Origin of the sequence: Agromyces cerinus subsp. cerinus, assembly GCF_900142065.1 — a bacterium.
GTDB lineage: Bacteria > Actinomycetota > Actinomycetes > Actinomycetales > Microbacteriaceae > Agromyces > Agromyces cerinus.
This window is the reverse complement of the sequence record NZ_FSRJ01000002.1, coordinates 800004-823579: the sequence shown is the minus strand read 5'-3', so window position 1 is coordinate 823579 and position 23576 is coordinate 800004. Positions and strand designations below refer to the sequence as shown.

The window sequence follows — 23576 nt, the reverse complement described above, 5'->3', positions numbered from 1 at the left end:
ACCAGGCACGACAGAGGGGCGGATGCTGCGGCATCCGCCCCTCTGTCATTCCACGAGCGGTTCCCGCTCTCGGACGAATGCCGCTCGGAGCCGTTCCGCCATCGGATCGAGCCCGAGCGGATCGGCGAGCGTCTCGGTCCATGCCGGAACGAGCTGATCCTCACGCATCCTCGGCACCAGGTGGAAGTGGACGTGGAAGATCGACTGCCAGCCGGCGGCACCGTTCGCTTGGAACACCGTCATGCCGTCGGGCTCCAGCTCGGTCGTGACGACTCCGGCGACGCGCCGAAGCGAACGGCCGAGTCCAGCGGCCGCGGCATCGGAGAGGTGCCAGAGTTGCGGCGCATGCTCTCGTGGGATGAGCAACGTGTGCCCGGGCGCTGCTGGGTGGATGTTCAAGAAGGCGATCGTGAGCTCGTCTTCGTACACACGATGCGCAGGTACCCCACCCGCGACGATCGCGCAGAACACGCAGTCGTGGCCCATGAGCCATGAGGCTATCAGCGCCTCGGCGGGCGCTCCGCTCCGAGCGGTCCCGGGCGCACGAAAGCGGGCCCCGGCCGAAGCCGGGACCCGCTCTACGTTCGACCCGTATTAGTTGATGCGGGTGTACTTGTTGTCGTCGCCGTACTCGTAGACGCCGATGGTCGCCTCGGTCGGGTCACCGTGCTCGTCGAGCGTGATGGGACCGGACGCACCGTCGTAGTCGATCTGCTTGCCCTCGGCGAGCAGCGCAGCGCCGTCGGCGAAGTTGTCGACCTTCTCGCCGTCGCCCGAACCACCCGACACCTGACGCAGGTACTTGGCGATCTCGGCACCGTCGGTGCTGTTCGCCGCGTACGATGCGAGGGCGATGAGGATCGTCGCGTCATACGACTCGGGGCCGTAGCTGAAGTCGGCGAGGTCCGGGTTGACTCCGAGGAGCCGGTCGCGGAAGTCGTCTGCGAGCTTCGGGCCGGGCAGCGTGCCCTTCGAGCCGGCGATGAGGCCGGGCGCGAAGTCCGCGCTGTAGTCGGACAGGTTGCCGTCGACGAAGTAGAGCTGGTCGCCGGGGTAACCGGAGCCGACGAGCGCCGGCACGACGACCTTCGCCTCGTCGAACGTGATGACTGCGACGGCGTCGGGGTTCGCGGCCGAGATGGCCGAGAGCTGCGCGTCGAAGTTCGAGTCACCCGTGTTGAAGAGCTCTTCGGCGACGACTTCGCCACCGGCTGCTTCGAACGCCTCCTTGGTCGCGGCCGCGAGGCCGGTGCCGTAGGGGTCGTTCAGCACGAGCAGGCCGAGCGTCGAGTTGCCGTCGTCGGCGATCTGCGTGCCGAGCACCTCGCCCTGGAGCAGGTCGGAGGGTGCCGTGCGGAAGTACAGACCCGCGTCTTCGTACTCGGTGAAGTCGGGCGAGGTGTTCGCCGGAGAGAACTGCACGACGCCGGCCGAGGTGATCTGGTCGATGACCGTGAAGGAGACACCCGACGACGCGGCACCGATGATCGCCGAGACGTCCTGCGAGAGCAGGTCGGTCACGGAGACGGTGGCGATGTCGGTCGTGGTGTCGCCCGAGTCACGGAAGACGACCTCGACGTTCATGCCTGCGTCGGCTGCGTTGACCTCTTCGGCGCCGAGTGCGACGCCGGCCTCTTCGGGCGGGCCGAGGAACGCGAGCGTGCCACTCTGCGGAAGGATCGTGCCGAGCTTGAGGTCAAGGTCGCGGTCACCTGCCTTGATGGGCAGCGCGTCGCCGGCGGTGTCGTCGCCGGGATCTGCCGACTCGGTCGGCGTGCCGCCCGACGCGCACGCAGACAGGAGAAGGGTGCTGACGCCGGCAATGGCGAGACCCGTCCAGGCTGCGCGAGCCGAACGCTTGGCCGTGGCCTTCGCGAATACGCTCATGTTGCTCCTTGGGACTGAAGGAATTGGTACACAATGCAGCGCCATGGTGACGCCGTTGTCTGACAGTATTCCGCGCCCATGGCGGAAACAAGACGCTGCGGTCACAACCGTGTAACACCGCGTCAATCGTTACCGTGCCGACACCTCGGGCGCACTCAACGCACGGAATCGGCGGAAACCCGGCCGTTCACGCGAAGATCGCGCGCACGCGGCATCCGCTCGAAGGCTCGAGCCCCGCGTCGTGCGCGACGCTCCCAGCGCGGCTCAGGCGGGCTCGGCGATCACCCGGCGTGAGGCCTGCACCCCGCGGATCAGGTCGACCGTCAGCACGATGAGCGCGAGCCACACGAGGCCGAAGCCGACCCAGCGCTCGGGCGGCATCGGTTCCTGCAGGATCACCACTCCGACGAGGAACTGGATGAACGGGGCGAAGTACTGGATGAACCCCATGAAGATGAGCGGGAGTCGGCGAGATGCCGCGGCGAAGAGCAGCAGCGGCACCGCGGTGACCACGCCGAGGCCGATGAGCAGCGCTGTGTGCCAGACGCTCACCGTGCCGATCGTGATGCCGGTCGTCATCGCGACGAAGACGAGTTGCACGATGGCGAGCGGCGCGAGCCAGACGGTCTCGAGCGTGAGCCCCGAGACGGCGTCGACCTTCGGGCCGACGCGCTTCTTGATGAGGCCGTAGAACCCGAACGAGAACGCCAGCACGAGTGCCAGCCACGGCAGCTGGCCGTAGCCGACGGCGAGCACGATCACCGCGACGATCGAGATGCCGACGGCCGTCCACTGCGTCGGGTTCAGGCGCTCCCGCTGCACGAACACGCCGAGGAACACCGTGACGATGGGGTTGATGAAGTAGCCGAGCGACGCTTCGACCACCTGGTTCGTCGTCGCAGCGAAGACGTAGGTCTGCCAGTTGATGAAGATGAGCACGCCGGCGAGGCCCATCGTGAGCACGATGCGCCGATCGCGGAAGAGCAGCCCGAGCGCACGCCATGCGCGCGTCACCAGGATGAGCAGTGCGCAGAAGACGAGCGAGAAGAGCACGCGCCAGGCGACGATCTCGACCGGACCCGACGGGGCGAGCGCGATGAAGTAGATCGGCAGGAATCCCCAGAGGCCGTAGGCGGCGATCGCGTAGGCGAGGCCCGACCGGCTCACGCCTGCCGAGTGGCCGGGCGATGCGGGGACCTGGGTCTCGGAGCGGGATGACACCAGCACAGACTACGCCCGAGGTCGGACGCCGATCGGCGCCCCGTCGGCCGTTCGGCGTCGAGATCCGGCCACGGCAAGACGGCGGCATCGCATTCAGGGCAGCGGATGGCGCGGCATCCGCTGCCTGGACACGACGAGGCCCGGATGCCCCATGGGGCATCCGGGCCTCGGATCGATCGTGTTCCGCTTAGCGGACGACGACTGCGAGCACGTCGCGAGCCGACAGCACGAGGAAGTCCTCGCCGCCGAACTTGACCTCGGTGCCGCCGTACTTCGAGTAGATCACCTTGTCGCCGACAGCGACGTCGAGCGGCACGCGGTTGCCGTTGTCATCGATGCGGCCGGGGCCCACTGCCACGACCTCGCCCTCCTGGGGCTTCTCCTTGGCAGTGTCGGGGATGACCAGACCGGATGCGGTGGTCTGCTCGGCCTCGACCTGCTTGATGACGATGCGATCCTCGAGCGGCTTGATGGAAACCGACACGGTTGACCCCTTCTCTCTGTGAAGAAAACTGTCTTGACGAAGACTTGGTTAGCAGCCTCAGAGCGAGAGTGCTAAGGCGAGTCTAGGCGCGATTTGGCACTCGTGCAACGTGAGTGCCAGCCCGTTCAGCCACTGGCGAAACACCGGCAGCGAGGCGGTGCTCATCGTGCACACGGTGCATCGGGCGCGCGGTGCTAGCGTTGCCGGGTGGATCGCGCCGAACTCGTCGAACTGCTCTCCCCCGAGGGCCTCACGCTGCTCGACGGGCTGCCCGACTGGGACTCGAAGGCGGACATCGTCAAGACCGTCGCCGCCCTGCGCAAGCAGGGGCATCCGCCGACACTCGTCGCCGCCGTGCTCAGCCAGGCGAAGCTCCGGGCGAAGGCCGAGGCGAAGTTCGGCCCGTTCGCCTCGCGCATGCTCTTCACCGAGGCCGGCCTCGAGCAGGCCACGCGCCTGAAGGTCGCCGCCCTCCACGCCGGGCGCTTCTCGCGTGCCGGCGTGCGCCACGTCGCCGACCTCGGCTGCGGCATCGGCGGCGACGCCCTCGCCATGGCCGCGATCGACCTCGAGGTCACCGCCGCCGAGGCCGACGAGGTGACGGCCGCCATCGCCGCGTACAACCTCACGCCCTTCCCAAGGGTCCGAGTGCTGCACGAGCAGGCCGAGCACGTCGCCCTCGGCGGCATCGACGGCGCCTGGCTCGATCCCGCGCGCCGCACGACCGCCGGCGGCACGACGACGAGAATCGCGGATGCCTCCGCCTACTCCCCCTCGCTCGACTTTGCCTTCGGGCTCGGCGAGCGCATGCCCGTCGGCGTGAAGCTCGGCCCCGGCACCGACCGCGACGTGATTCCGGCGGGCGCCGAGGCGCAGTGGGTCTCGGTCGATGGCGACCTCGTCGAACTCGGCGTCTGGTTCGGCTCGGTCGCTCGACCGGGCATTCGCCGGGCAGCGCTCGTGATCCGCGGTGATGCCGCTCAGGAGCTCACCGCCGACGCCGACAGCGAAGACGCGCCCGTCGGCCCGCTCGGTGAGTACGTGTACGAACCCGACGGCGCCGTGATCCGCGCGCGACTGATCGGCGACCTCGCTCGGGCCAACGGCGCGTGGATGCTGAGTTCGGGCATTGCGTACCTCACCTCCGACACGGCGTTCGATTCACCGTTCGCACGCGGCTTCCGCGTGCTCGAGCGCCTGCCCGCCGACGAACGCCAGCTGCGGCAGGCCCTGGCCGCCCGCGGCGTCGGCACGCTCGAGATCAAGAAGCGCGGTGTCGACGTCGACCCGGCGCAGCTGCGCACCCGACTGAAGCTGAAGGGCGCGGCATCCGCGACCATCGTGTTGACCCGTGAAGCCGGGCGTCACGTGGCGCTGCTCGTCGAGCGCCTCTGACGTCGGTCGGGGTCAGCGCGGAAGCGCGCCGAAGACGATCGCGTAGTACCCGATCCAGACGGCGGAGAACACGAGGCCGGCGAGCCCCGTGCCGATGCCGACGAAGGCCAGGGTCCGGCCGTGCTCCTCGCGGCGCAGACCGAGCACGCCGAAGACGATCGCCGCGATCGAGAGCGGCAGCATCCAGCCGACGAAGAGCGATGCCGCTGCGCCGATGGTGCCGACCACGGCGGCCACCCAGCTGTAGACCCGCCGCTGGGTCTCCTCCTCGGCCTCTTCGACCTGGTCGAAGCCCGGGCGATGCACGATGAGGAGCTGCCCGGTCGAGATCGACTGCAACTGACCGGTGTCGAAGGGCACTTCGAATTCGCGCACGGCGGGCTCGGCGCGGAACGTCGGTTCGGCCGGCTGGAACGGGGCGAGCGGGTCGGACGGCAACGCGGGCTGAGCGAGTGGCGGCGCCGGCGCTTCCGGCAGCGAGACCTCCGGCAGGGACGTGTCGGGCTGCGACAAGTTCGCCCGCGGCGCGTTCGGTTGCGACGCGTTCGGCCGCGGCGCAGCATCCGGTTCACCGGCCCCCGGAATGCGGTCAGGGGCCTCGCCGTCGGGCGAAGCCCCATCACGCGTGGTCATCGGATGCCCCTCAGTAGTAGTAGTTCCCGTAGCCGGCGAACAGCACGCTCCACAGCACGAGCGACAGCAGGCCGATGCCGACGCCGACGAAGCCGGTGATGATGCCGGTGAGCCACATGCCCTTGGCTGCCGGCTCCTTCTTCTTGCCCAGGAAGCCGAGCACGACGGCTGCGGCCGGGATGAAGAGCTGCAGGATGCCGCCGACGAAGGGGATGAAGACGACGAAGAAACCGATGATTCCCACGATGCCCGCGATGAGCGAGATCAGGCTGAGCACCGGAGTCGGCTTCGCCGGCGTGGCCGGAGCGTACGCGCCGCCGTAGGCGGGCTGCGCCGGAGCGCCGTACCCTGCCGCCGGGGCGCCGTACCCGGGCGCCGGAGCACCGGGAGCAGGCTGCGCCGGACCACCGTAGGCGGGCGGCGCCGGCGGCGTCGGTGCTCCGTAGCTCGGAGCAGCGGGCGGCGGCGCGCCGTAGCTCGGGCCCGACGGCGGCGCGGGCGGTGCCGGCGGCACCGGCGCTGCCGGCGGCTCAGGCGCCGACGGAACCTCGGGCACGTCGGGCGTCGAGGCGACCGGAGCCGCTTCGACGGGAGCGACGGGCTCGGGTGCGCTCGGCGCGACGGGCGGGGCCGCGACCGGCGCCTCGGGCTCGGCAGCGCTCGGCGTCACCGGTTCGACCGGTTCGACCGGAACGTCGGGAACGTCAGGAACGTCAGGATTCTTCGGATCACTCATGGAAGTTCGCCCTTCTTCGTGGTCGTGCAGACGCTCGGGACCGCCGCTCAGTACGAGGAGTACGAGCTGCTGAAGGCACCGGCCGTCGCGAGGATGATGATCATGATGATCCAGATGATGCCGGCGGCGATGCCGATGTAGCCGATGATCAGGCCCGCGATCGCGAGGCCGCGCCCCTGCTCGCCGGTCTTCTTGATCTGGCTCAGCGCGATGTGGCCGGTGATGACCGCCGCCAGTGAGACGAAGAACGCCGACACGAGCGAGACGATCGCGAGCACGTTGGTCTTCGCTGCGGGCGCCTGCGAGTAGGCGGGCTGACCGTAGGCGGGGGCGGGCTGGCCATAGGCAGGGGCAGCCGGCGGTGCGTAGGCGGGTGCTGCGGGCGGCTGCGGCGCGCCGTAAGCGGGCGCGGCGGGTGCAGCGGGTGCCGCAGGTGCGGCCGGAACCTCGGTCGCGGCCGGCGGTGCCGGCGGGACCGGCGGAACGGCGGGCTGCTCGGGAAGGTTCGGATCGGTCACTGTCGGTGTTCCCCTCGATGCGTTCGAATACGCTCAGCCACGGCGGCCGGCGCTCCGGGCGCCGTCAACGACGGCGACCTCCGGTTCTCCCGCTCACACTACCGCGACACGCGCATGGACGCACGGACTACGCGACGCTCGCCGCCATCTGGATCTCGGTCGCCGGCAGCGTCGAGTCGGCTCCGAAATCGACGGTCGACGGCGGATGCCCCGCCATCATGAGTTGCGCGCCGAGGGCCGCGATCATCGCGCCGTTGTCGGTGCAGAGCGACCGCGGCGGAATGCGCAGGGCGATGCCCGCGGCATCCGCTCGCTCGACCGCCACTTCGCGGAGGCGCGCATTGGCGACCACGCCGCCACCGAGCAGGAGGCGCGGCACGCCGAGGTCGGTGCACGCTGCCACGGCCTTCGAGACGAGCACGTCGACGACGGCCTCGCGGAAGCTCGCGGCGACGTCGGCGAGGGGCACCGGTTCGCCTGCGGCCTCGCGCTGCTCCACCCAGCGCGCGACGGCCGTCTTCAGCCCCGAGAAGCTGAAGTCGTAGCGGTGGGCGACCAGGTCCTTCGGCTGCGTGAGCCCTCGCGGGAAGCGGATGGCGCGGGGGTCGCCGCCGATCGCGGCCCGGTCGATCTCGGGGCCGCCCGGGTAGCGCAGCCCGAGCAGGCGGGCGACCTTGTCGAACGCCTCGCCGGCCGCATCGTCGATGGTCTCGCCGAGCAGCTCGACGTCGGAGACGAGGTCGCGCACGAGCAGGAGTGAGGTGTGCCCGCCCGAGACCAGCAGCGCCACCGTCGGCGTCTCGAGCGGTGCCGTCGTGTCGAGCAGGTCGGCGCCGACATGGCCGACGAGGTGGTTGACCGCGTAGATCGGCACGTCGAGCGAGAGGGCGAGGGCCTTGGCAGCGCCGACGCCGACCATGAGCGCGCCGGCGAGACCCGGGCCGCTCGTCACGGCGACGGCGTCGAGCTCGTCGAGCGTGACGGACGCCTCGGCGAGCGCCGCTCGGATCGTCGGGCCGAGCGCCTCGAGGTGGGCGCGCGCCGCGACCTCGGGCACGATGCCGCCGTAGCGCGCGTGCTCGTCCATGGACGAGGCGATCGTGTTGGCGAGCAGAGTCGTTCCGCGCACGATGCCGACACCGGTCTCGTCGCACGAGGTCTCGATGCCGAGGATCAGCGGGGCGTCCCGGTTCATCGCTTCGCCTCCGCGTCTCGCGCTTCGATCGGGGTTCGCTCGGACGATGCAGCACCGGCGGCGCCCGCGTCGGCGGGCCCGGCCACGGCGGGCGGCACCGTCAGCCGCATGTGCACGGCATCGATGCCGCCGCGATAGTAGCGACGGCGGATGCCGATCTCTTCGAAGCCGAGCGAGTCGTAGAGCGCGCGGGCGATGGGGTTGTCGGCTCGCACCTCGAGGAAGATCTCGGCGACGTGCCGTCGGCGGGCCTCGGTGATCAGCGCGTGCATGAGCCCACGCCCGAGCCCGATGCCGCGGATCGCGGGAGCGACCGCGATCGTCTGGATGTCGCCCTGGCCGCCGCCTTTGGGCGCGAGGAGCCCGGCATAGCCGAGCAGGCCGGCCGCCTGGTCGTCCGCTTCGTCGTCGACCGCGATGAGGTAGTAGGCGTGCGGGCTCTCGAGCTCGCGGCGCATGGCGTCTTCGGGCCAGGCATCGGCCTCGAAGGTCTCGCGTTCGAGCACCATGATGCGATCGAGGTCGGCGACCTTCGCCCGCCGCATGAACACGCTCATCGCAGCACCTTCTTGCCGACCGACGGGGTCACGTCGGGTGCGCGCAGGTAGATCGGGGCGTCGGCCGCGAGGGGCAGCCGCCCGGCGGCGAAGGCGAGCTCGGCGAGCATTCCGATCGCGCCCGCCGAGACGACCGTCGCGTCGAAGCGGATGCCCCGCGATGCCGGCACCTCGTCGCGTGGCACGAGCACGGGGCCATCGACCCGCACGGGCAGCCCATCGGCGTCGAGCCCGTCGTACTCGGAGACGGCGAACTCGCGCCGGCGGGCATCGGTGACGACCTGCAGCGGGCCGTCGTCGCCCGCCGTGTACCGGCTCAACGCGATCGCGTCGTGACTGACGACCGGAACGAACGGGCGGTCGATGCCGAGCGCGAAGGCGTGCGCGGCCGCGATGCCGACACGGAGCCCCGTGAACGGACCGGGCCCCATGCCCGCTGCGACGCCCGACAGCTCGCGGCGATCGATGCCCGACGCGGCGAGCGCGTCCCTGATGAAGCCGCCGATCACCTCGGCGTGGCGCATCGTGTCGTCGGTGCCGGTCTCGGCGAGGCAGCGCAGCTCGCCCGTGGCACGGTCGCGATCGACGACGGCGACACTCGTGCCCGTCGAGGTGTCGATCGCGAGAAGCATGTCCTCAAGCCTACGCGCGCGCGGCGTACGGAGTGGCCGCCCAGCGGGGGCCGTATCCCGTCGCCGTGACGACACGGGGTTCGTCGGCGTCGAGCGCCGCATCGAGGTCGCCGTCTCCGTCGCGAGCGCCGTCTCCGTCGGCATCTGCTGCGCGCGCGACGACGGCGCTCGCACCGGTCGGACGTTCGATGACGATCTCGAGCCACGAATCGGTGACGTCCTCGACCAGGCCGGCGCCCCACTCCACGACGACGACCGAACGATCGAAGTCGAGATCGAGGTCCTCGAGCAGCGCCGCGCTGCCGAGCCGGTACGCGTCGACGTGCACGAGCGGGGCGCCCCCGACGAGGCTCGGGTGCGTGCGGGCGAGCACGAAGGTCGGGCTCTGCACCGGGCCGCGGATGCCGAGCCCCGCGCCGATGCCGCGCGTGAGCGTGGTCTTGCCCGCACCGAGCGGGCCCGTCAGCACGACGACGTCGCCGGCCTGCAGCACCGCCCCGAGATCACGGCCGAACGCCTCCATGGCTCCGGTGTCGGATGCCTCGAAGCGCATCACTCGCCGCCGAGGTAGCGCCGCGGCACGCGCGCCCCGATACGGGTGACGATCTCGTAGCCGATGCTGTCTGCGGCGTCGCCCCAGTCGTCGGCCGAGGGTGCGCCCGTCAGCGGGTCGCCGAACAGCACCACCTCATCACCGGTCTCGATGGGATCGTCGCCGACGTCGACCACGAACTGGTCCATCGCGATGCGGCCGACGACCGGGCGCCGGGCGCCGGCGATCCAGACCTCGCCGCGGCCCGATGCCTGGCGAGGGATGCCGTCGGCGTACCCGAGCGGCACGAGTGCGAGGTTCGTCGGGCGGTCGGCGCGCCAAGTGTGCCCGTAGGAGACGCCGGTGCCCGGCTCGATGCGCCGCACGGCGGCGACGCGGCCGCGCAGGGTCATCACCGGTCGGAGCCCGAGGTCCGCGGCGGTCGTGCCGTCGCCGAACGGAGGAATGCCGTAGGCGCCGATGCCGATGCGCACGAGGTCGAACCTCGCCGCAGGCAGCCGCAGCGCACCGGCGGTCGAGGCGAGGTGGCGCACCTCGGGGCGGAGCCCGGCGGCCTCCGCCTGCACGACTCCCAGCTCGAACGCCGCGAGCTGCGCGGCATCCTCCTCGGGAGAGGTGTTGGCGAGGTGGCTGAACAGGCCGCGGACGAGGATCCGCTCTGCGGCTTCGAGCTCTGCCGCGCGGGCGACGACGTCGGGCCAGTGCCCGGGGGCGACGCCGCTGCGACTGAGTCCGGTGTCGAGTTTCAGGTGCACTCGGGCCGTCCGGCCCACGGATGCCGCGGCATCCGAGATCGCCTCGAGCTGTTCGCGCGAGGAGACGCCGAGATCGATGTCGCGAGCGATCGCGGGCCCGAAGTCGGCACCCGGGTCGTGCAGCCAGGCGAGGAGCGGCGCGCCGATGCCCGCTTCGCGGAGCGCGAGCGCCTCGGCGATGTCGGCGACGCCGAGCCACTCGGCGCCCGCCGAGAGTGCGGCCCGTGCCACCGGCACGGCGCCGTGCCCGTAGGCGTTCGCCTTGACCACTGCCATCGTGCGCGCGGGCGCCACGGCTGCCGCGAGGGCGCGGATGTTCTCGCGAACGGCGTCGAGGTCGACGACCGCTTCGCGGAACGGCGGCGCCGCGGCATCCGATGCCGTGGTCACGAGGCGCCGCCCGCGCCGGTCTCGAGCACGACGAACGCGCTCGCGATGCCGGCGTCGTGACTCATCGTGAGGTGCACTCGGTCGATGCCGAGGCTGCGCGTGAGCTCGGCGATCGCGCCCGACAGTTCGAAGTCGGGGTTGCCGTGCACGTCTTGCACGACGCGCATGTCGTGCCACCTGATCACGTGGTTGCCGCCGAGCGCCTTGATGAGCGCCTCCTTCGCCGCGAACCGTGCGGCGAGCGACCGCACCGGCCGATCGCGTTCGCTCTCGGCGAACAGGCGCTCGCGGAGTGCGGGAGTACGGGTCAACGACCGCTCGAACCGGGCGATGTCCACGACATCGATGCCGATCCCCGCGATCACGGCGCCGCCTCCCGCACCCGCACGCTCACTCGACCGTGACCGACTTCGCGAGGTTGCGCGGCTGGTCGACGTCGAGGCCCTTCGCCTGCGAGAGCTCCATCGCGAAGATCTGCAGCGGCACGACCGCGAGCAGCGGCTCGAAGAGCGGCGCCGCGAGCGGAATGCGCAGCACCTCGTCGGCGAACGGCAGCACGGCGGCGTCGCCGGCCTCGGCGATCGCGATGACGCGAGCACCGCGAGCGCGGATCTCCTGGATGTTCGACACCACCTTCGGGTGCAGCGTCGCGGAGCCGCGCGGGCTCGGCACGACCACGAAGACGGGCTGACCCGGCTCGATGAGCGCGATCGGTCCGTGCTTGAGCTCGCCGGCGGCGAAGCCCTCGGCGTGGATGTAGGCGAGCTCCTTGAGCTTCAGGGCGCCCTCGAGGGCGATCGGGTACCCGACGTGACGGCCGAGGAAGAGCACCGAGCGGGTGTCGGCCATCCAGTGCGCGAGCTGCGCGACCTTCTCGGACTCGGCGAGCACCAGCTCGAGCTTCGCGGGCACCGCCTGCAGTTCGTGGAGCTGCTCCGCGATCGCCTCGGCCGACATCGTGCCGCGCACGCGCGCGAGGTGCAGGCCGAAGAGGTAGAGCGCCGCGATCTGCGCCACGAACGCCTTCGTCGACGCCACGGCGACCTCGGGTCCGGCGTGCGTGTAGACGACGGCGTCGGACTCGCGCGGGATCGTCGCGCCCTGCGTGTTGCAGATCGAGATCGTGCGCGCACCCTGCTCGCGGGCGTACTTCACGGCCATCAGCGTGTCCATGGTCTCGCCCGACTGGCTGATCGAGACGACGAGCGTGTGGTCGTCGATCACCGGCTCGCGGTAGCGGAACTCGTGGCTGAGCTCGATCTCGACGGGCACGCGCGCCCACTGCTCGATCGCGTACTTGGCGACCATTCCCGCGTACGAGGCGGTGCCGCACGCGATGATCGTGATGCGACGGATGCCTCGGAGCTCCTCATCGCCGAAGGACGCGAGCTCGGGGATCACCACGGCGTCGTCGACGACCCGGCCGAGGAGCGTCTTCGCGACGGCCTCGGGCTGCTCGGCGACCTCCTTGCGCATGAACGACGACCAGCCGCCCTTCTCGGCGGCGGAGGCGTCCCACGCGACGTCGAACGGCTCGACCTCGACGGGCTGCCCGTCGAAGTCGGTGACGACGACATCGCCGGCGGTGATCGTCACGATCTGGTCCTGGCCGATCGCCACGGCGCGCTTCGTGTACTCGACGAAGGCCGCGACATCCGAGCCCAGGAAGTTCTCGCCGTCACCGAGGCCGATGACGAGCGGGGAGTTGCGACGGGCTCCGACGACGACGCCGGGCTCCGAGCGGTGCACGGCCAGGAGGGTGAACGCGCCGTCGAGGCGCGACACGGTGTTGCGGAACGCCTCGCGGAGGTCACCGGTCGCCCGGTACTCCTTGCCGAGCAGCACCGCCGCGACCTCGGTGTCGGTCTCACTCTCGAACGTGAACCCCTCGGCGAGGAGCTCGGCCTTCAGCTCGGAGAAGTTCTCGATGATGCCGTTGTGGATGAGGGCGAGACGCCCGTCGTCTCCGAGGTGCGGGTGGGCGTTGACGTCGGTCGGACCGCCATGCGTCGCCCAACGGGTGTGGCCGATGCCGGTGCCGCCCCGGTGCAGCGGGTTCGCCTCGAGTTCGTCGGCGAGCACCTGGAGCTTGCCGGCGCGCTTGGCCGTCTCCATCGCGCCGTCGTCGTCGACGACCGCCACTCCTGCCGAGTCGTAGCCACGGTACTCGAGGCGACGAAGACCTCCCATAAGGACGTCGAGGCTGTTGCGCTCTCCGACGTATCCGACGATTCCACACATGCGTGCGATTCTACTGGCGCGCCGCTGGGTGCCCGCTCCGCCTGACTACACTGGCACGGTGCCCGATCCGCAGAGTCCGTCGTCGCACACGGCGCACATCTCCCCGTTCATCGAGCTCGATCGTGCCGATTGGGCCGCGCTCGCGCCGTCGATGCCCGCCCCGCTCCGCGAGACCGAGATCGTGCAGCTGCGCGGCCTCGGCGAACCACTCGATCCGCGCGAGGTCGCCGAGGTCTACCTGCCGCTCAGCCGCCTGCTGAACCTGTACGTCGGCGGCACGAAGTCGCTGCACAACGTCACGAGCGAGTTCCTCCGCGAGCGCGTCGAATCGACGCCGTTCGTCATCGGCGTGGCCGGCTCCGTCGCCGTCGGAAAGTCCACGATCGCGCGCCTGCTGCGCGAACTCCTCGCCCGCTGGGAGCACACGCCCCGCGTCGAGCTCATCACGACCGACGGATTCCTCTTCCCCAACGCCGAGCTCGAACGCCGCGGGCTGATGGCGCGCAAGGGCTTTCCCGAGTCCTACGACCGCCGGGCCCTGCTCCGTTTCGTGAGCGAGGTCAAGGCCGGGGCGGCGGAGGTGCGGGCGCCCTTCTACTCCCATCTCGCGTACGACATCGTGAAGGACGCGCAGATCACCGTGCGCCGGCCCGACGTGCTCATCGTCGAGGGACTGAACGTGCTGCAGCCGCCCGGACCCGGGCACCGTCTCGCCGTCAGCGACCTCTTCGACTTCACGATCTACGTCGACGCGCGCACGAGCGACATCGCTCGTTGGTACGAGGAGCGGTTCCTGAAGCTCCAGCGCGGGGCGTTCGCGAATCCGCGTTCGTACTTCCACCGCTTCGCGAGCCTCACCGAGGCCGAGGCTCGGGCGCGTTCCCGCGAGATCTGGCACTCGATCAACGAGCCGAACCTGCTGCAGAACATCCGTCCGACCCGCTCGCGTGCATCACTCGTGCTCCGAAAGGGCTCCGACCACACGGTCTCGAGCGTGCTCCTCCGCAAGCTCTGAACGCACAGCATCCCCTGCCGGGCGCACGGGCGCCCGGCAGGGGATGCGTCGTCTCAGGCGATGGCGAGTCGCTCGCGCACCACGTCGGCGAGGGACGCGGCGTGCCGCTCGGCGACATCCTGCTCGGCGGCCTCGACCATGACGCGGACCATCGGCTCGGTGCCCGAGGGGCGCAGCAGCACGCGGCCGCTGTCTCCGAGCTCGGCCTCGACGGCGGCGACCGCAGCAGCGATCTCCGCATCGTCGGCGAGTGCGTGGTGGTCGACGCCGCGAACGTTCACGAGCACCTGCGGGTAGACCGTCATGACCGAGGCGAGCTCGGCCATGGTCTTGCCCGTACGCGCCATCTCGGCGGCGAGGTGAAGACCCGTCAGCACCCCGTCGCCGGTCGTGGCGAACTCGGTCATGATGACGTGACCCGACTGCTCCCCGCCGAGGGCGAGCCCTTCGGCGGCGAGGGCCTCGAGCACGTATCGGTCGCCGACCTTCGTCTCGACGACCCGGATGCCGTGTTCGGCCATCGCGCGGCGCAGGCCGAGGTTCGACATGACGGTCACCACGAGGGTGTCGTCGGTGAGTGTGCCGCGCTCCTTCATCGAGACGGCGAGGATCGCCATGATCCGGTCGCCATCGATGACGTCGCCGTCGGCGTCGACCGCGAGGCAGCGGTCGGCGTCGCCGTCGTGGGCGATGCCGAGATCGGCGCCGTGTTCGATGACGGCGGCCTGGAGCTTCTCGAGGTGCGTCGAACCGACCCCGTCGTTGATGTTCATCCCGTCGGGGTCCGCCCCGATGACGATGACCTCGGCGCCTGCGTCCCTGAAGGTATCGGGCGAGACGCCGGCCGCAGCGCCGTGGGCGCAGTCGAGCACGACCTTGAGGCCCTCGAGACGGTGCGGCAGCGTGCCGAGCAGATGCACGACGTAGCGGTCTTCTGCGTCGGCGAAGCGACGGATGCGACCGACGCCGTCGCCGACCGGTGCGAGCTTCTGCTTGCCGAGGAATGACTCGATCCGGTCTTCGACCTCATCGGGCAGCTTCGTGCCGCCGTAGGAGAAGAACTTGATGCCGTTGTCGGGCGCCGGGTTGTGCGACGCCGAGATCATCACGCCGAAGTCGGCGTGGATCGAGTCGATGAGGAACGCCGTCGCCGGAGTCGGGATGACCCCGGCATCGAGCACGTCCACACCGGAGCTTGCGAGCCCTGCCGACACGGCGGCGGTGATGAACTCGCCGGAGACGCGCGGATCGCGCGCCACGACGGCGACCGGGCGCCGGCCGGCGGCGCGAAGCTCGTCGGCGTGGCGCCCTTGGGTGAGGACGGCGGCAGCCGCCTGGGCGAGGCCCAGGGCCAGGTCAGCCGTGAGTTCACGGTTGGCGAGGCCCCGGACCCCATCGGTTCCGAAAAGCCGAGGCATGTACGGAGAACCGGACGCTGGGATCAGCGCTTCGAGAACTGCGGCGCCTTGCGGGCCTTCTTGAGACCGGCCTTCTTGCGCTCGATGACGCGAGCGTCACGCGTGAGGAAGCCCGACTTCTTGAGCGTCGCGCGGTTGTTCTCGCGGTCGATCTCGTTCAGTGCGCGAGCGATCGCCAGACGCAGCGCGCCTGCCTGGCCCGAGGGGCCGCCGCCCGTGATCTTCGCGACCACGTCGTACGAGCCGACGAGCTCGAGCACCGTGAACGGGTCGGTGATGAGCTGCTGGTGCAGCTTGTTGGGGAAGTAGGCCGCGAACTCGCGGCCGTTGACGGTGATGCCGCCGGCGCCGGGAACGAGGCGCACGCGGGCGATCGCCTGCTTGCGACGGCCGACGGCCGCGCCCGACACGTTGAGCACGGCGCGGGGGGTCGTGGGAGCTGCCTCGGGGGCACTCTCGGTGGTGTAGCTCTCGGGAGCCGCTTCGATCTGGTCTGCGATCTTCGCCATGGTGGTGTGAATCCTTATTTCGAGAACGTCGAGGGTGCCGGAATTACTGGGCGACCTGGGTGAGGGTGTACGGCTTGGGCTGCTGGGCCGCGTGCGGGTGCTCCGGGCCGGTGTAGACCTTCAGCTTCTTGAGCTGGGCCCGACCGAGCGAGTTCTTCGGGAGCATGCCGCGGATCGCCTTCTCGACGGCGCGGACGGGGTTCTTCTCGAGGAGCTCGGCGTAGCTGACAGCCGTGAGACCGCCCGGGTACCCCGAGTGGCGGTAGGCCTTCTTCTGCTCGAGCTTCTGGCCGGTGAGGGCCACCTTGTCGGCGTTGACGATGATGACGAAGTCACCGGTGTCGACGTGGTTCGCGAAGATCGCCTTGTGCTTGCCGCGCAGCAGTGCTGCGGTGTGGCTCGCGAGGCGACCGAGAACGATATCGGTTGCGTCGATGACGACCCAGTCGTGCTGGATGTCGGACGGCTTGGGAGTGAACGTGCGCGTCACGGAAGTGCTGCTTTCTGATCGAGTGAGGGGTTCGTGAATCCCACTCCGGTGGGTGTTCGCCCGCGATGCGTACGAACGCCCTGGTGGAGGGCTCAACTTCGGATGCCGCCGCAGAGGACGGCACCAAAGGGCAAGCTTAGCGGGTCGAGACGCGGTCGTCCAATCGGCCGCCCCTCACTCCCCCGCCTCTGACTCGTCGGCGAGTCCGCCCTCGATCTGCACGCGCAGTTCGCGCCGCGCACGCGTCAGCGCGGCGCGGGTCGCGAGTTCGTGGTCGTCGGGGTAGCCGACCTCGGTCAGCACGAGGCCCTTCGCCGGCATCACCATGAAGGCGTTCGTACGCTGCCCGGCCTGGAGCAGCGCGGCCGGCGCTTCGACGTCGAGGCGGCCCTCTCCGACCGCGACCGCCGCGCCGATCAGTGCGCGCACCATCGAATGGCAGAACGCATCGGCCTGCAACGACGCCACGAGCACGCCGCCGGAATCCCGCCGCCATCGGTACGACTGCAGGGTCCTGATGGTCGTGGCCTCGGCGCGCGGCTTGCAGAACGCGGCGAAGTCGTGCAGGCCGAGGAGCGTCTGCGCCGCGACATCCATCCGCTCGGTGTCGAGCGCGCGCGAGTGCCAGACCGTTCGCAGACGATCGAGCGGATCCCGTACGGCGGCCGAGTCGGCGATTCGGTACTCGTACCGCCGCCACATCGCCGAGAACCGCGCGTCGAAGCCGTCGGGCGCCGGCGCGGCGGCCGTCACCACGACATCGGCGTCGGACGCCCCGATCACACCCGTGAGCCGTCGCAGCAGCACCGCGGCGGGATCGGCTGCCCCGCGTCCGGTCGCATCGCCGCGCCGTGCCCGGGTCACCGCGGCGAGGGCGGAGGTCGGGACATCGAAATGCGCCACCTGCCCCAGTGCGTGGACGCCCGCGTCGGTGCGCCCCGCGACCGTCAACCGCGGTACCGCGCCGGTACGCCGGAAGAGGAGTCCGAGCGCGTCCTCGACGACGCCCTGGACGGTGCGCAGGCCCGGCTGCCGGCTCCATCCGTTGAAGCGGGTGCCGTCGTACGCGATCGAGAGCCGCACGCGGACCCAGCCGTCATCGGCGCCCGCTGGAACGGCCGGATACCCACCGGTGCCGGGCGACGCGACGGATTCGGAGACGACCATGCAGTCAAGCCTACGATCGCGGCGCCGACGCGGCCGCCGTGCTCGGAAGCTCGGCCGGCGCTGCAGCCCGCAGCCGCGCGCCCGGACCTCCGACGATGAGGGCGACCACTGCGACCGTCACGAGCGTCCAGCCCAGCAGCCCGTTCTGCCAGGGAACGTATCCCAGCACGAGCAGCACGCCGACGCCGGCCACGGCGGACGCGCTCCAGAGCAGCACCGCTGCGAGCGGGGTCCTGCGTTCGACCGGATTGGGCCAGCGCGCTTCGAGACGCGGCACGACCACGCAGCATCCGGCCACCACGACTGCGATGGCGATGATCCAGAGCGGACGCGTCGCCCACCACGCCGGCGAGAGCACCGGCGGGAACGGCAGCCCGAAGAGCAACTGCAACGCCGTCACGACCGCCATCGCGAAGGTGTGCCAGAGGTAGATGACCATGCCGTACACGCCGAAGACGAACACGGCGCCGAGCATCGGCCGCCAGTGCATCATGCGCCGGATGGCCGGCTGCGCGAGCGCGAACAGGCACGCCTGGCCGAGGGCGAGAGCGAGGATCGCGAGCGTCGGCGGGTTGAGGTTGTCGAGCATGTCGTGCGAGTAGCCGAACCAGGTGACGAGCACGCCGATGACCCCGTACGCCCCGACCGCGACGCCGAGGAGCACGAGCCGCGACCGTCGTGCGAACCAGCCGTCGCGGAGCCCGAACCCGAGCTGCTGCGCGAACAACCAGACGAAGATCCAGTTGAGCGCCCCGACCGGCACACCGAACCCGCGCACGAGCACGTCGACGACGACGACCGCCGCCGCGAGCCCGAGATAGGCAGGCCACGGCGCGTGCCGGTGGAGCCACGACATCGTGGGCACGAACGCGGTGCAGATCAGGTAGACCGGGATGAACCAGAGCGGCTCGGCGAGCCGCACTGCGAAGGTGCGCACGAACTCGGCGTCGACCCCGGCGAGGAGCATGCCCGCGAGCACCGCTCCGACCGCGGCGACGAGCGCGACCACCGGCTGCGCCAGACGGATGGCGCGGATCCGGATGTAGTGGGAGACCGTCTCTCCGTGTCCGCGCAGCCGCCGCCACTGGGTGATCGAGGCGAATCCGCCGCAGATGAAGAAGACGGGCATGATCATGAGCGGCCAGGTGGCCCAGGCGAGGGGCTCGAAGCCGTCGAGCGCGTTGAACGCCCGCAGCGGGTCGCCGCCGATGCCCATCTGCAGCGCGTGCAGCAGCACCACGATCGGCAGACAGAAGGCGCGGGCGAAGTCGATCGAGAGATCCCGGTCGACCGGGATGCGGACGGCGGCCACGATGCTCCTCTTCGAGCACCGTTGACTGCGGCGCTGAGAACAGATTGTGGCACAACGCGAACGGCCTCAGTGCGTGCACACCGAAGCTGTGCACCTCGCTCAGCGCCGAGGTGCGCACCCGGCTCGTCGCGCCGCCTCAGACCACGATCGTGTAACTGGTCTCGGTGGTCGCCGCACGGAATCCCATCGCCTCGTACAGTGCGAACGCCCCGGTCGGGTTCGCAGCGTCGACCTCGAGTGTCGAGTACTCGAGTCCGGCGTCTCCTGCGGCGATGAGATGAGCCGCCAGCAGGGCCTTCGCGACGCCGCGTCCGCGGTGGCCGCGCACCACGCCGACCAGGGGGACGTGCACGCTCGAGAACCCCTGCCCGTCCCAGTCGTCTTCGTTCACCTCGCCCAGCACGAATCCCACGACCCGATCGCTCGCCTCGTCGATGGCGACGACCGAGAGGTCCATGCGGAACACCGCGCTCGAGAGGAAGACGCGCCATTCCTCCTCCGACCTCGGCTGGCTGCCCCAGTGATCGCGGAAGGCGTCGTTCCGGGCCGTCCTCACCTCGTCGGCCCGCGTCGCCTGCAGCGCCTCGACGCGGATGCCCGCGCCGGCGCGGACGTCGTCGACCGGCTCCCCGAGATCGCGGCGCAATCCGGCGAAGTACCGCGCGGCGGTGAAGCCCTCCGACTCGAGCAACGGGCCGGCTCCGCGCGCACGATCGTCGGTGAATCCCATGATCCACCCCGGAAGCGGCAGATCGGATGCCGCGAGCTGCTGTTCGCCACGCGCTCGCTGCCAGGCGAGAAGGACGCGGCCGATGCCCCGACGACGCCACTCGGGATGCACCCCGCCGACGAGGATCGAGCGCACGAGGGTGTCGTGCCCCGGCGGGTGGTGCACGAGTCCCCAGGCCACCGCACGGCCGTCGGCATCCAGCGCCACGATCGAGTCGCGCTCACGATCGACGAACGACATCCCGAGGTCGTCGGCGAGCTCTGCTCGCGGAAGCGCGTACTCCGGATGATCGGCGGCCGCCATGGCCGCCTCGAGCACGACGATCAGGTCGAGGTCGTGGTCGCCGACCGGACGCCATGTCTCGACGTCGGGATGTGCAAGTGTCGGCATCGTCTCGGGGCATGCGATGCGCTCGAAGAGCGGCGACAGTTCGTGCTCGGTCACCGCTCCAGCCTAGACGGCGGCCTCGCGGCGGAGACGGCGAAGGGCCCCGGTGCTCGCACCGGGGCCCTTCGTGATCGAACTCGAGGCTACTTGGCCTCGGCGGCCTCCGCCTCGTCGGCGACGACCTCGGTCGTCTCCTCAGCGGCTGCGTCGGTCGACTCGACCTCGGTCGTCTCCTCGACGACCTCGGCCGGAGCCTCCTCGGCGACGGGCGCCTCGGCAGCGGCCGGCTTCGCGGCGCGCTTCTTCGGGGTCACGGGCTCGAGCACGAGCTCGATGACCGCCATGGGCGCGTTGTCGCCCTTGCGGTTGCCGATCTTCGTGATGCGGGTGTAGCCGCCCTCACGGTCGGCGACCTGGGGGGCGATGACCGTGAACAGCTCGTGCACGACGGTCTTGTCGCCGATGACGGCGAGCACGCGACGGCGCGCGTGCAGGTCGCCGCGCTTGCCGAACGTCACCAGACGCTCGGCCAGCGGACGGAGGCGCTTGGCCTTCGTCTCGGTGGTGGTGATGCGCTTGTGCGTGAACAGCGCTGCAGCGAGGTTCGCGAGCATCAACCGCTCGTGGGCGGGGCCGCCTCCGAGGCGGGGGCCCTTCGTGGGCTTCGGCATGGTTCGTTCTCTCCAGTAGGTGGGGGTTGGTGGGCGACCGCGAGGTCTGCCTAGTTCTCGTCGTCGAAGCCCGTGTAGAAGTGGGCCCCGTCGAATCCGGGGACGGAGTCCTTCAGCGACAGGCCCATTTCGGTGAGCTTGTCCTTGACCTCATCCACCGACTTCTGGCCGAAGTTGCGGATGTTCATGAGCTGCGACTCCGACAGGGCGACGAGCTCGGACACCGTGTTGATGCCCTCGCGCTTCAGGCAGTTGTAGCTGCGCACCGAGAGGTCGAGGTCTTCGATCGGGATCGAGAGCTCGCTGGAGAGCACGGCGTCGACCGGCGCGGGGCCGATCTCGATGCCCTCGGCAGCGGTGTTCAGCTCGCGGGCGAGACCGAACAGTTCGGTGAGCGTGCGGCCCGCCGAGGCGATCGCGTCGCGCGGCGTGATGGCCGGCTTCGACTCGACGTCGACCACGAGGCGGTCGAAGTCGGTGCGCTCGCCGGCACGGGTGGCCTCGACGCGGTAGGTGACCTTCAGGACCGGCGAGTAGATCGAGTCGACCGGGATCTGGCCGGCCTCGGAGTACTCGTTGCGGTTCTGGCTGGCCGAGACGTAGCCGCGGCCGCGCTCGATCGTGAGCTCGAGCTCGAACTTCGCCGAGTCGTTGAGCGTCGCGATGACCAGCTCGGGGTTGTGCACCTCGACGCCCGCCGGAGCGGAGATGTCGGCTGCGGTGACCTCACCGGCACCCTGCTTGCGCAGGTACGCGGTGATCGGCTCGTCGTGCTCGCTGGAGACGACCAGGTTCTTGATGTTGAGGATGATCTCGGTGACATCCTCCTTCACACCCGGAACCGTCGAGAACTCGTGGAGCACGCCGTCGATGCGGATGCTCGTCACGGCCGCGCCGGGGATCGAGGAGAGGAGGGTGCGACGGAGCGAGTTGCCCAGGGTGTAACCGAAGCCCGGCTCGAGGGGCTCGATCACGAAACGCGAACGGAACTCCGAGATGTTCTCTTCGGTGAGCGTCGGGCGCTGTGCGATCAGCACTGTTGATTCCTTTCGGCAGGGTGTCCGCTATATGACACCTGCGAGTACGAGGATCTTGAGTTGTGTGAGAGAACGGATGTCCCGGCGATCGAGGAGGGCCCGGCAGAAGCGGGCCACTCCTCGATCACCGGGAGGGAATCAGACGCGGCGACGCTTGGGCGGGCGGCATCCGTTGTGAGCCTGAGGCGTCACGTCGTTGATGCTGCCGACCTCGAGGCCTGCGGCCTGGAGCGAGCGGATCGCGGTCTCGCGGCCGGAGCCGGGACCCTTGACGAACACGTCGACCTTCTTCATGCCGTGCTCCTGCGCCTGGCGGGCTGCCGACTCTGCGGCGAGCTGCGCGGCGAACGGGGTCGACTTGCGCGAGCCCTTGAAGCCGACGCCACCGGAGGAGGCCCAGCTGATCACGGCACCGTTGGTGTCGGTGATCGAGACGATCGTGTTGTTGAACGTCGACTTGATGTGGGCCTGGCCCACGGCGATGTTCTTCTTTTCCTTCTTGCGCGGCTTGCGAGTAGCCGCCTTGGGTGCTGCCATGTGTGAAATCTCCTAGATCTGGCGACGAGCGGTTACTTGCGGCCGGGCTTCTTCTTGCCGGCGACGGTGCGCTTCGGGCCCTTGCGGGTACGAGCGTTGGTCTTGGTGCGCTGGCCGCGGACCGGGAGACCGCGACGGTGGCGGATGCCCTCGTACGAGCCGATCTCGACCTTGCGGCGGATGTCGGCGGCGACCTCACGGCGGAGGTCACCCTCGACCTTGAAGTTGCCCTCGATGTAGTCGCGCAGCGCAATGAGCTGGTCGTCGCTGAGGTCCTTCACGCGGATGTTTCCGTCGATGCCGGTCTCGGCGAGCGTGGTGAGCGCTCGCGTGCGGCCGACGCCGTAGATGTAAGTCAGTGCGATCTCCACGCGCTTCTCGCGCGGGATGTCGACTCCTGCCAGACGTGCCATGTGTGGCTTCTCCTGATTCGAAGTGGAGGTGTGGAGCAACGCCGGTGCCCGAGCCTCCGACTCGAGGTGTCCCCGCGGCATCCGTGGATGCCTGCGGTTCTGGCGCTGCCGATGTATTCAGTTGTGGGATGAGGGGCACGCACGCGGCGCGCCCCTTGTCTGGTGACTAGCCCTGGCGCTGCTTGTGGCGCGGGTTCGACTTGCAGATGACCATGACGCGGCCGTGGCGGCGAATCACCTTGCAGTGGTCGCAGATGGGCTTGACGCTGGGGTTGACCTTCACGATTGTTCCTTGATGTGTCGCTGTCCTCGTACCCGCGAGATGTCGCGGGCCGTTACTTTCCGAGCAGCCGTTTACTTGTAGCGGTAGACGATGCGGCCGCGCGTCAGGTCGTATGGGCTCAGCTCGACGATCACGCGGTCCTCGGGGAGGATGCGGATGTAGTGCTGGCGCATCTTTCCTGAGATGTGCGCGAGGACCTTGTGGCCGTTCGTGAGTTCCACCCGGAACATCGCGTTCGGGAGGGCCTCGACAACCGAGCCTTCAATCTCGATGACGCCGTCTTTCTTGGCCATAGCCTCACTATCGCTTGGAGTTTGGGATGCTGGTCGTGCGATGGTTCCGCTCGCCGAGCCCGAGTCCCCTGAATTCAGAGGCCGTCAGGCATGCCGAAGCAGGCGTGCAGAACACCA

Annotated in this window: 28 protein-coding genes; 2 read left to right on the top strand and 26 right to left on the bottom strand. The window is 69.9% G+C overall.

The window, feature by feature from the left end; genetic code table 11:
- Window positions 1-45 precede the first annotated feature (45 nt).
- The 4 genes from BUR99_RS09880 to groES form a co-directional block, all read right to left on the bottom strand.
- Window positions 46-486, bottom strand: coding sequence for an HIT family protein (locus BUR99_RS09880; RefSeq protein WP_074260140.1), 441 nt, complete (start codon window positions 484-486; stop codon window positions 46-48).
- 108 nt (window positions 487-594) lie between these two features.
- Window positions 595-1887 (bottom strand): ABC transporter substrate-binding protein, encoded by a 1293-nt coding sequence (locus BUR99_RS09875; protein ID WP_074260139.1) that lies wholly within the window; start codon window positions 1885-1887, stop codon window positions 595-597.
- A 264-nt stretch (window positions 1888-2151) separates the two neighbouring features.
- Window positions 2152-3108, bottom strand: coding sequence for an EamA family transporter RarD (gene rarD, locus BUR99_RS09870; protein WP_074260138.1), 957 nt, complete (start codon window positions 3106-3108; stop codon window positions 2152-2154).
- Window positions 3109-3295: 187 nt separating this feature from the next.
- Window positions 3296-3592, bottom strand: coding sequence for a co-chaperone GroES (gene groES / locus BUR99_RS09865; protein WP_022889766.1), 297 nt, complete (start codon window positions 3590-3592; stop codon window positions 3296-3298).
- A 207-nt stretch (window positions 3593-3799) separates the two neighbouring features.
- Between groES and BUR99_RS09860 the strand changes: the two genes are divergently transcribed.
- Window positions 3800-4987, top strand: coding sequence for a class I SAM-dependent methyltransferase (locus tag BUR99_RS09860; RefSeq protein ID WP_074260137.1), 1188 nt, complete (start codon window positions 3800-3802; stop codon window positions 4985-4987).
- A 12-nt stretch (window positions 4988-4999) separates the two neighbouring features.
- Here BUR99_RS09860 and BUR99_RS09855 read toward each other — a convergent pair whose 3' ends face one another.
- From BUR99_RS09855 to glmS, 10 genes are all read right to left on the bottom strand, one after another.
- Window positions 5000-5620, bottom strand: a complete 621-nt coding sequence (locus tag BUR99_RS09855; RefSeq protein WP_143231567.1) for a DUF4190 domain-containing protein — start codon at window positions 5618-5620, stop codon at window positions 5000-5002.
- A gap of 10 nt (window positions 5621-5630) precedes the next feature.
- On the bottom strand, window positions 5631-6356 hold the full coding sequence (locus tag BUR99_RS09850) for a hypothetical protein (RefSeq protein ID WP_234980803.1): 726 nt from the start codon (window positions 6354-6356) through the stop codon (window positions 5631-5633).
- 47 nt (window positions 6357-6403) lie between these two features.
- The gene (locus BUR99_RS09845) at window positions 6404-6874 is read right to left on the bottom strand and encodes a DUF4190 domain-containing protein (RefSeq protein WP_074260135.1); all 471 of its coding nucleotides are present in this window, start codon (window positions 6872-6874) and stop codon (window positions 6404-6406) included.
- 127 nt (window positions 6875-7001) lie between these two features.
- On the bottom strand, window positions 7002-8069 hold the full coding sequence (tsaD, locus tag BUR99_RS09840; protein ID WP_074260134.1) for a tRNA (adenosine(37)-N6)-threonylcarbamoyltransferase complex transferase subunit TsaD: 1068 nt from the start codon (window positions 8067-8069) through the stop codon (window positions 7002-7004).
- Window positions 8066-8626, bottom strand: a complete 561-nt coding sequence (rimI, locus tag BUR99_RS09835; RefSeq protein WP_074260133.1) for a ribosomal protein S18-alanine N-acetyltransferase — start codon at window positions 8624-8626, stop codon at window positions 8066-8068. Before rimI ends, tsaD begins: the two co-directional genes overlap by 4 nt.
- Window positions 8623-9258, bottom strand: a complete 636-nt coding sequence (gene tsaB, locus BUR99_RS09830) for a tRNA (adenosine(37)-N6)-threonylcarbamoyltransferase complex dimerization subunit type 1 TsaB (protein WP_074260132.1) — start codon at window positions 9256-9258, stop codon at window positions 8623-8625. The genes rimI and tsaB overlap by 4 nt, the downstream gene beginning before the upstream one ends.
- 10 nt (window positions 9259-9268) lie before the next feature.
- Window positions 9269-9811 carry a tRNA (adenosine(37)-N6)-threonylcarbamoyltransferase complex ATPase subunit type 1 TsaE gene (tsaE, locus tag BUR99_RS09825; RefSeq protein WP_074260131.1) on the bottom strand — a complete coding sequence of 181 codons (543 nt, stop codon included), beginning with the start codon at window positions 9809-9811 and terminating at the stop codon, window positions 9269-9271.
- On the bottom strand, window positions 9811-10956 hold the full coding sequence (gene alr, locus BUR99_RS09820; protein WP_074260130.1) for an alanine racemase: 1146 nt from the start codon (window positions 10954-10956) through the stop codon (window positions 9811-9813). The genes tsaE and alr overlap by 1 nt, the downstream gene beginning before the upstream one ends.
- Window positions 10953-11321, bottom strand: coding sequence for a holo-ACP synthase (locus tag BUR99_RS09815; RefSeq protein WP_074260129.1), 369 nt, complete (start codon window positions 11319-11321; stop codon window positions 10953-10955). Before BUR99_RS09815 ends, alr begins: the two co-directional genes overlap by 4 nt.
- 25 nt (window positions 11322-11346) lie before the next feature.
- The gene (glmS, locus tag BUR99_RS09810) at window positions 11347-13197 is read right to left on the bottom strand and encodes a glutamine--fructose-6-phosphate transaminase (isomerizing) (RefSeq protein WP_074260128.1); all 1851 of its coding nucleotides are present in this window, start codon (window positions 13195-13197) and stop codon (window positions 11347-11349) included.
- Between the two features lie 58 nt (window positions 13198-13255).
- Between glmS and coaA the strand changes: the two genes are divergently transcribed.
- The gene (gene coaA, locus BUR99_RS09805) at window positions 13256-14212 is read left to right on the top strand and encodes a type I pantothenate kinase (RefSeq protein ID WP_074260127.1); all 957 of its coding nucleotides are present in this window, start codon (window positions 13256-13258) and stop codon (window positions 14210-14212) included.
- 53 nt (window positions 14213-14265) lie between these two features.
- Here the strand turns inward: coaA and glmM are convergent, their stop codons facing one another.
- The 12 genes from glmM to infA all read right to left on the bottom strand — a co-directional run bounded on the left by glmM (window position 14266) and on the right by infA (window position 23459).
- Window positions 14266-15630, bottom strand: coding sequence for a phosphoglucosamine mutase (gene glmM / locus BUR99_RS09800; protein WP_074260126.1), 1365 nt, complete (start codon window positions 15628-15630; stop codon window positions 14266-14268).
- A 23-nt stretch (window positions 15631-15653) separates the two neighbouring features.
- Window positions 15654-16139 (bottom strand): 30S ribosomal protein S9, encoded by a 486-nt coding sequence (gene rpsI, locus BUR99_RS09795; RefSeq protein WP_074260125.1) that lies wholly within the window; start codon window positions 16137-16139, stop codon window positions 15654-15656.
- A 43-nt stretch (window positions 16140-16182) separates the two neighbouring features.
- The gene (gene rplM, locus BUR99_RS09790; protein WP_056010815.1) at window positions 16183-16629 is read right to left on the bottom strand and encodes a 50S ribosomal protein L13; all 447 of its coding nucleotides are present in this window, start codon (window positions 16627-16629) and stop codon (window positions 16183-16185) included.
- A gap of 174 nt (window positions 16630-16803) precedes the next feature.
- Window positions 16804-17796, bottom strand: a complete 993-nt coding sequence (gene truA / locus BUR99_RS09785) for a tRNA pseudouridine(38-40) synthase TruA (RefSeq protein ID WP_084183873.1) — start codon at window positions 17794-17796, stop codon at window positions 16804-16806.
- A 10-nt stretch (window positions 17797-17806) separates the two neighbouring features.
- A complete protein-coding gene (locus BUR99_RS09780; protein ID WP_074260124.1) occupies window positions 17807-19108 on the bottom strand; it encodes an acyltransferase family protein in 1302 nt (433 codons plus the stop codon).
- 136 nt (window positions 19109-19244) lie between these two features.
- A complete protein-coding gene (locus tag BUR99_RS09775) occupies window positions 19245-20282 on the bottom strand; it encodes a GNAT family N-acetyltransferase (RefSeq protein ID WP_074260123.1) in 1038 nt (345 codons plus the stop codon).
- An 86-nt stretch (window positions 20283-20368) separates the two neighbouring features.
- A complete protein-coding gene (rplQ, locus tag BUR99_RS09770; RefSeq protein WP_074260122.1) occupies window positions 20369-20896 on the bottom strand; it encodes a 50S ribosomal protein L17 in 528 nt (175 codons plus the stop codon).
- Between the two features lie 50 nt (window positions 20897-20946).
- A complete protein-coding gene (locus BUR99_RS09765) occupies window positions 20947-21933 on the bottom strand; it encodes a DNA-directed RNA polymerase subunit alpha (RefSeq protein ID WP_022893850.1) in 987 nt (328 codons plus the stop codon).
- A 138-nt stretch (window positions 21934-22071) separates the two neighbouring features.
- The gene (gene rpsK / locus BUR99_RS09760) at window positions 22072-22470 is read right to left on the bottom strand and encodes a 30S ribosomal protein S11 (protein WP_022889749.1); all 399 of its coding nucleotides are present in this window, start codon (window positions 22468-22470) and stop codon (window positions 22072-22074) included.
- Between the two features lie 32 nt (window positions 22471-22502).
- Window positions 22503-22883: a 30S ribosomal protein S13 gene (gene rpsM / locus BUR99_RS09755; protein ID WP_074260121.1), complete on the bottom strand. Its 381-nt coding sequence runs from the start codon at window positions 22881-22883 to the stop codon at window positions 22503-22505.
- 166 nt (window positions 22884-23049) lie between these two features.
- Entirely contained in the window at window positions 23050-23166 is a 117-nt protein-coding gene (rpmJ, locus tag BUR99_RS09750; RefSeq protein ID WP_005050492.1) for a 50S ribosomal protein L36, read from the bottom strand.
- A 71-nt stretch (window positions 23167-23237) separates the two neighbouring features.
- On the bottom strand, window positions 23238-23459 hold the full coding sequence (gene infA / locus BUR99_RS09745) for a translation initiation factor IF-1 (RefSeq protein WP_021759551.1): 222 nt from the start codon (window positions 23457-23459) through the stop codon (window positions 23238-23240).
- Window positions 23460-23576: the final 117 nt, after the last annotated feature.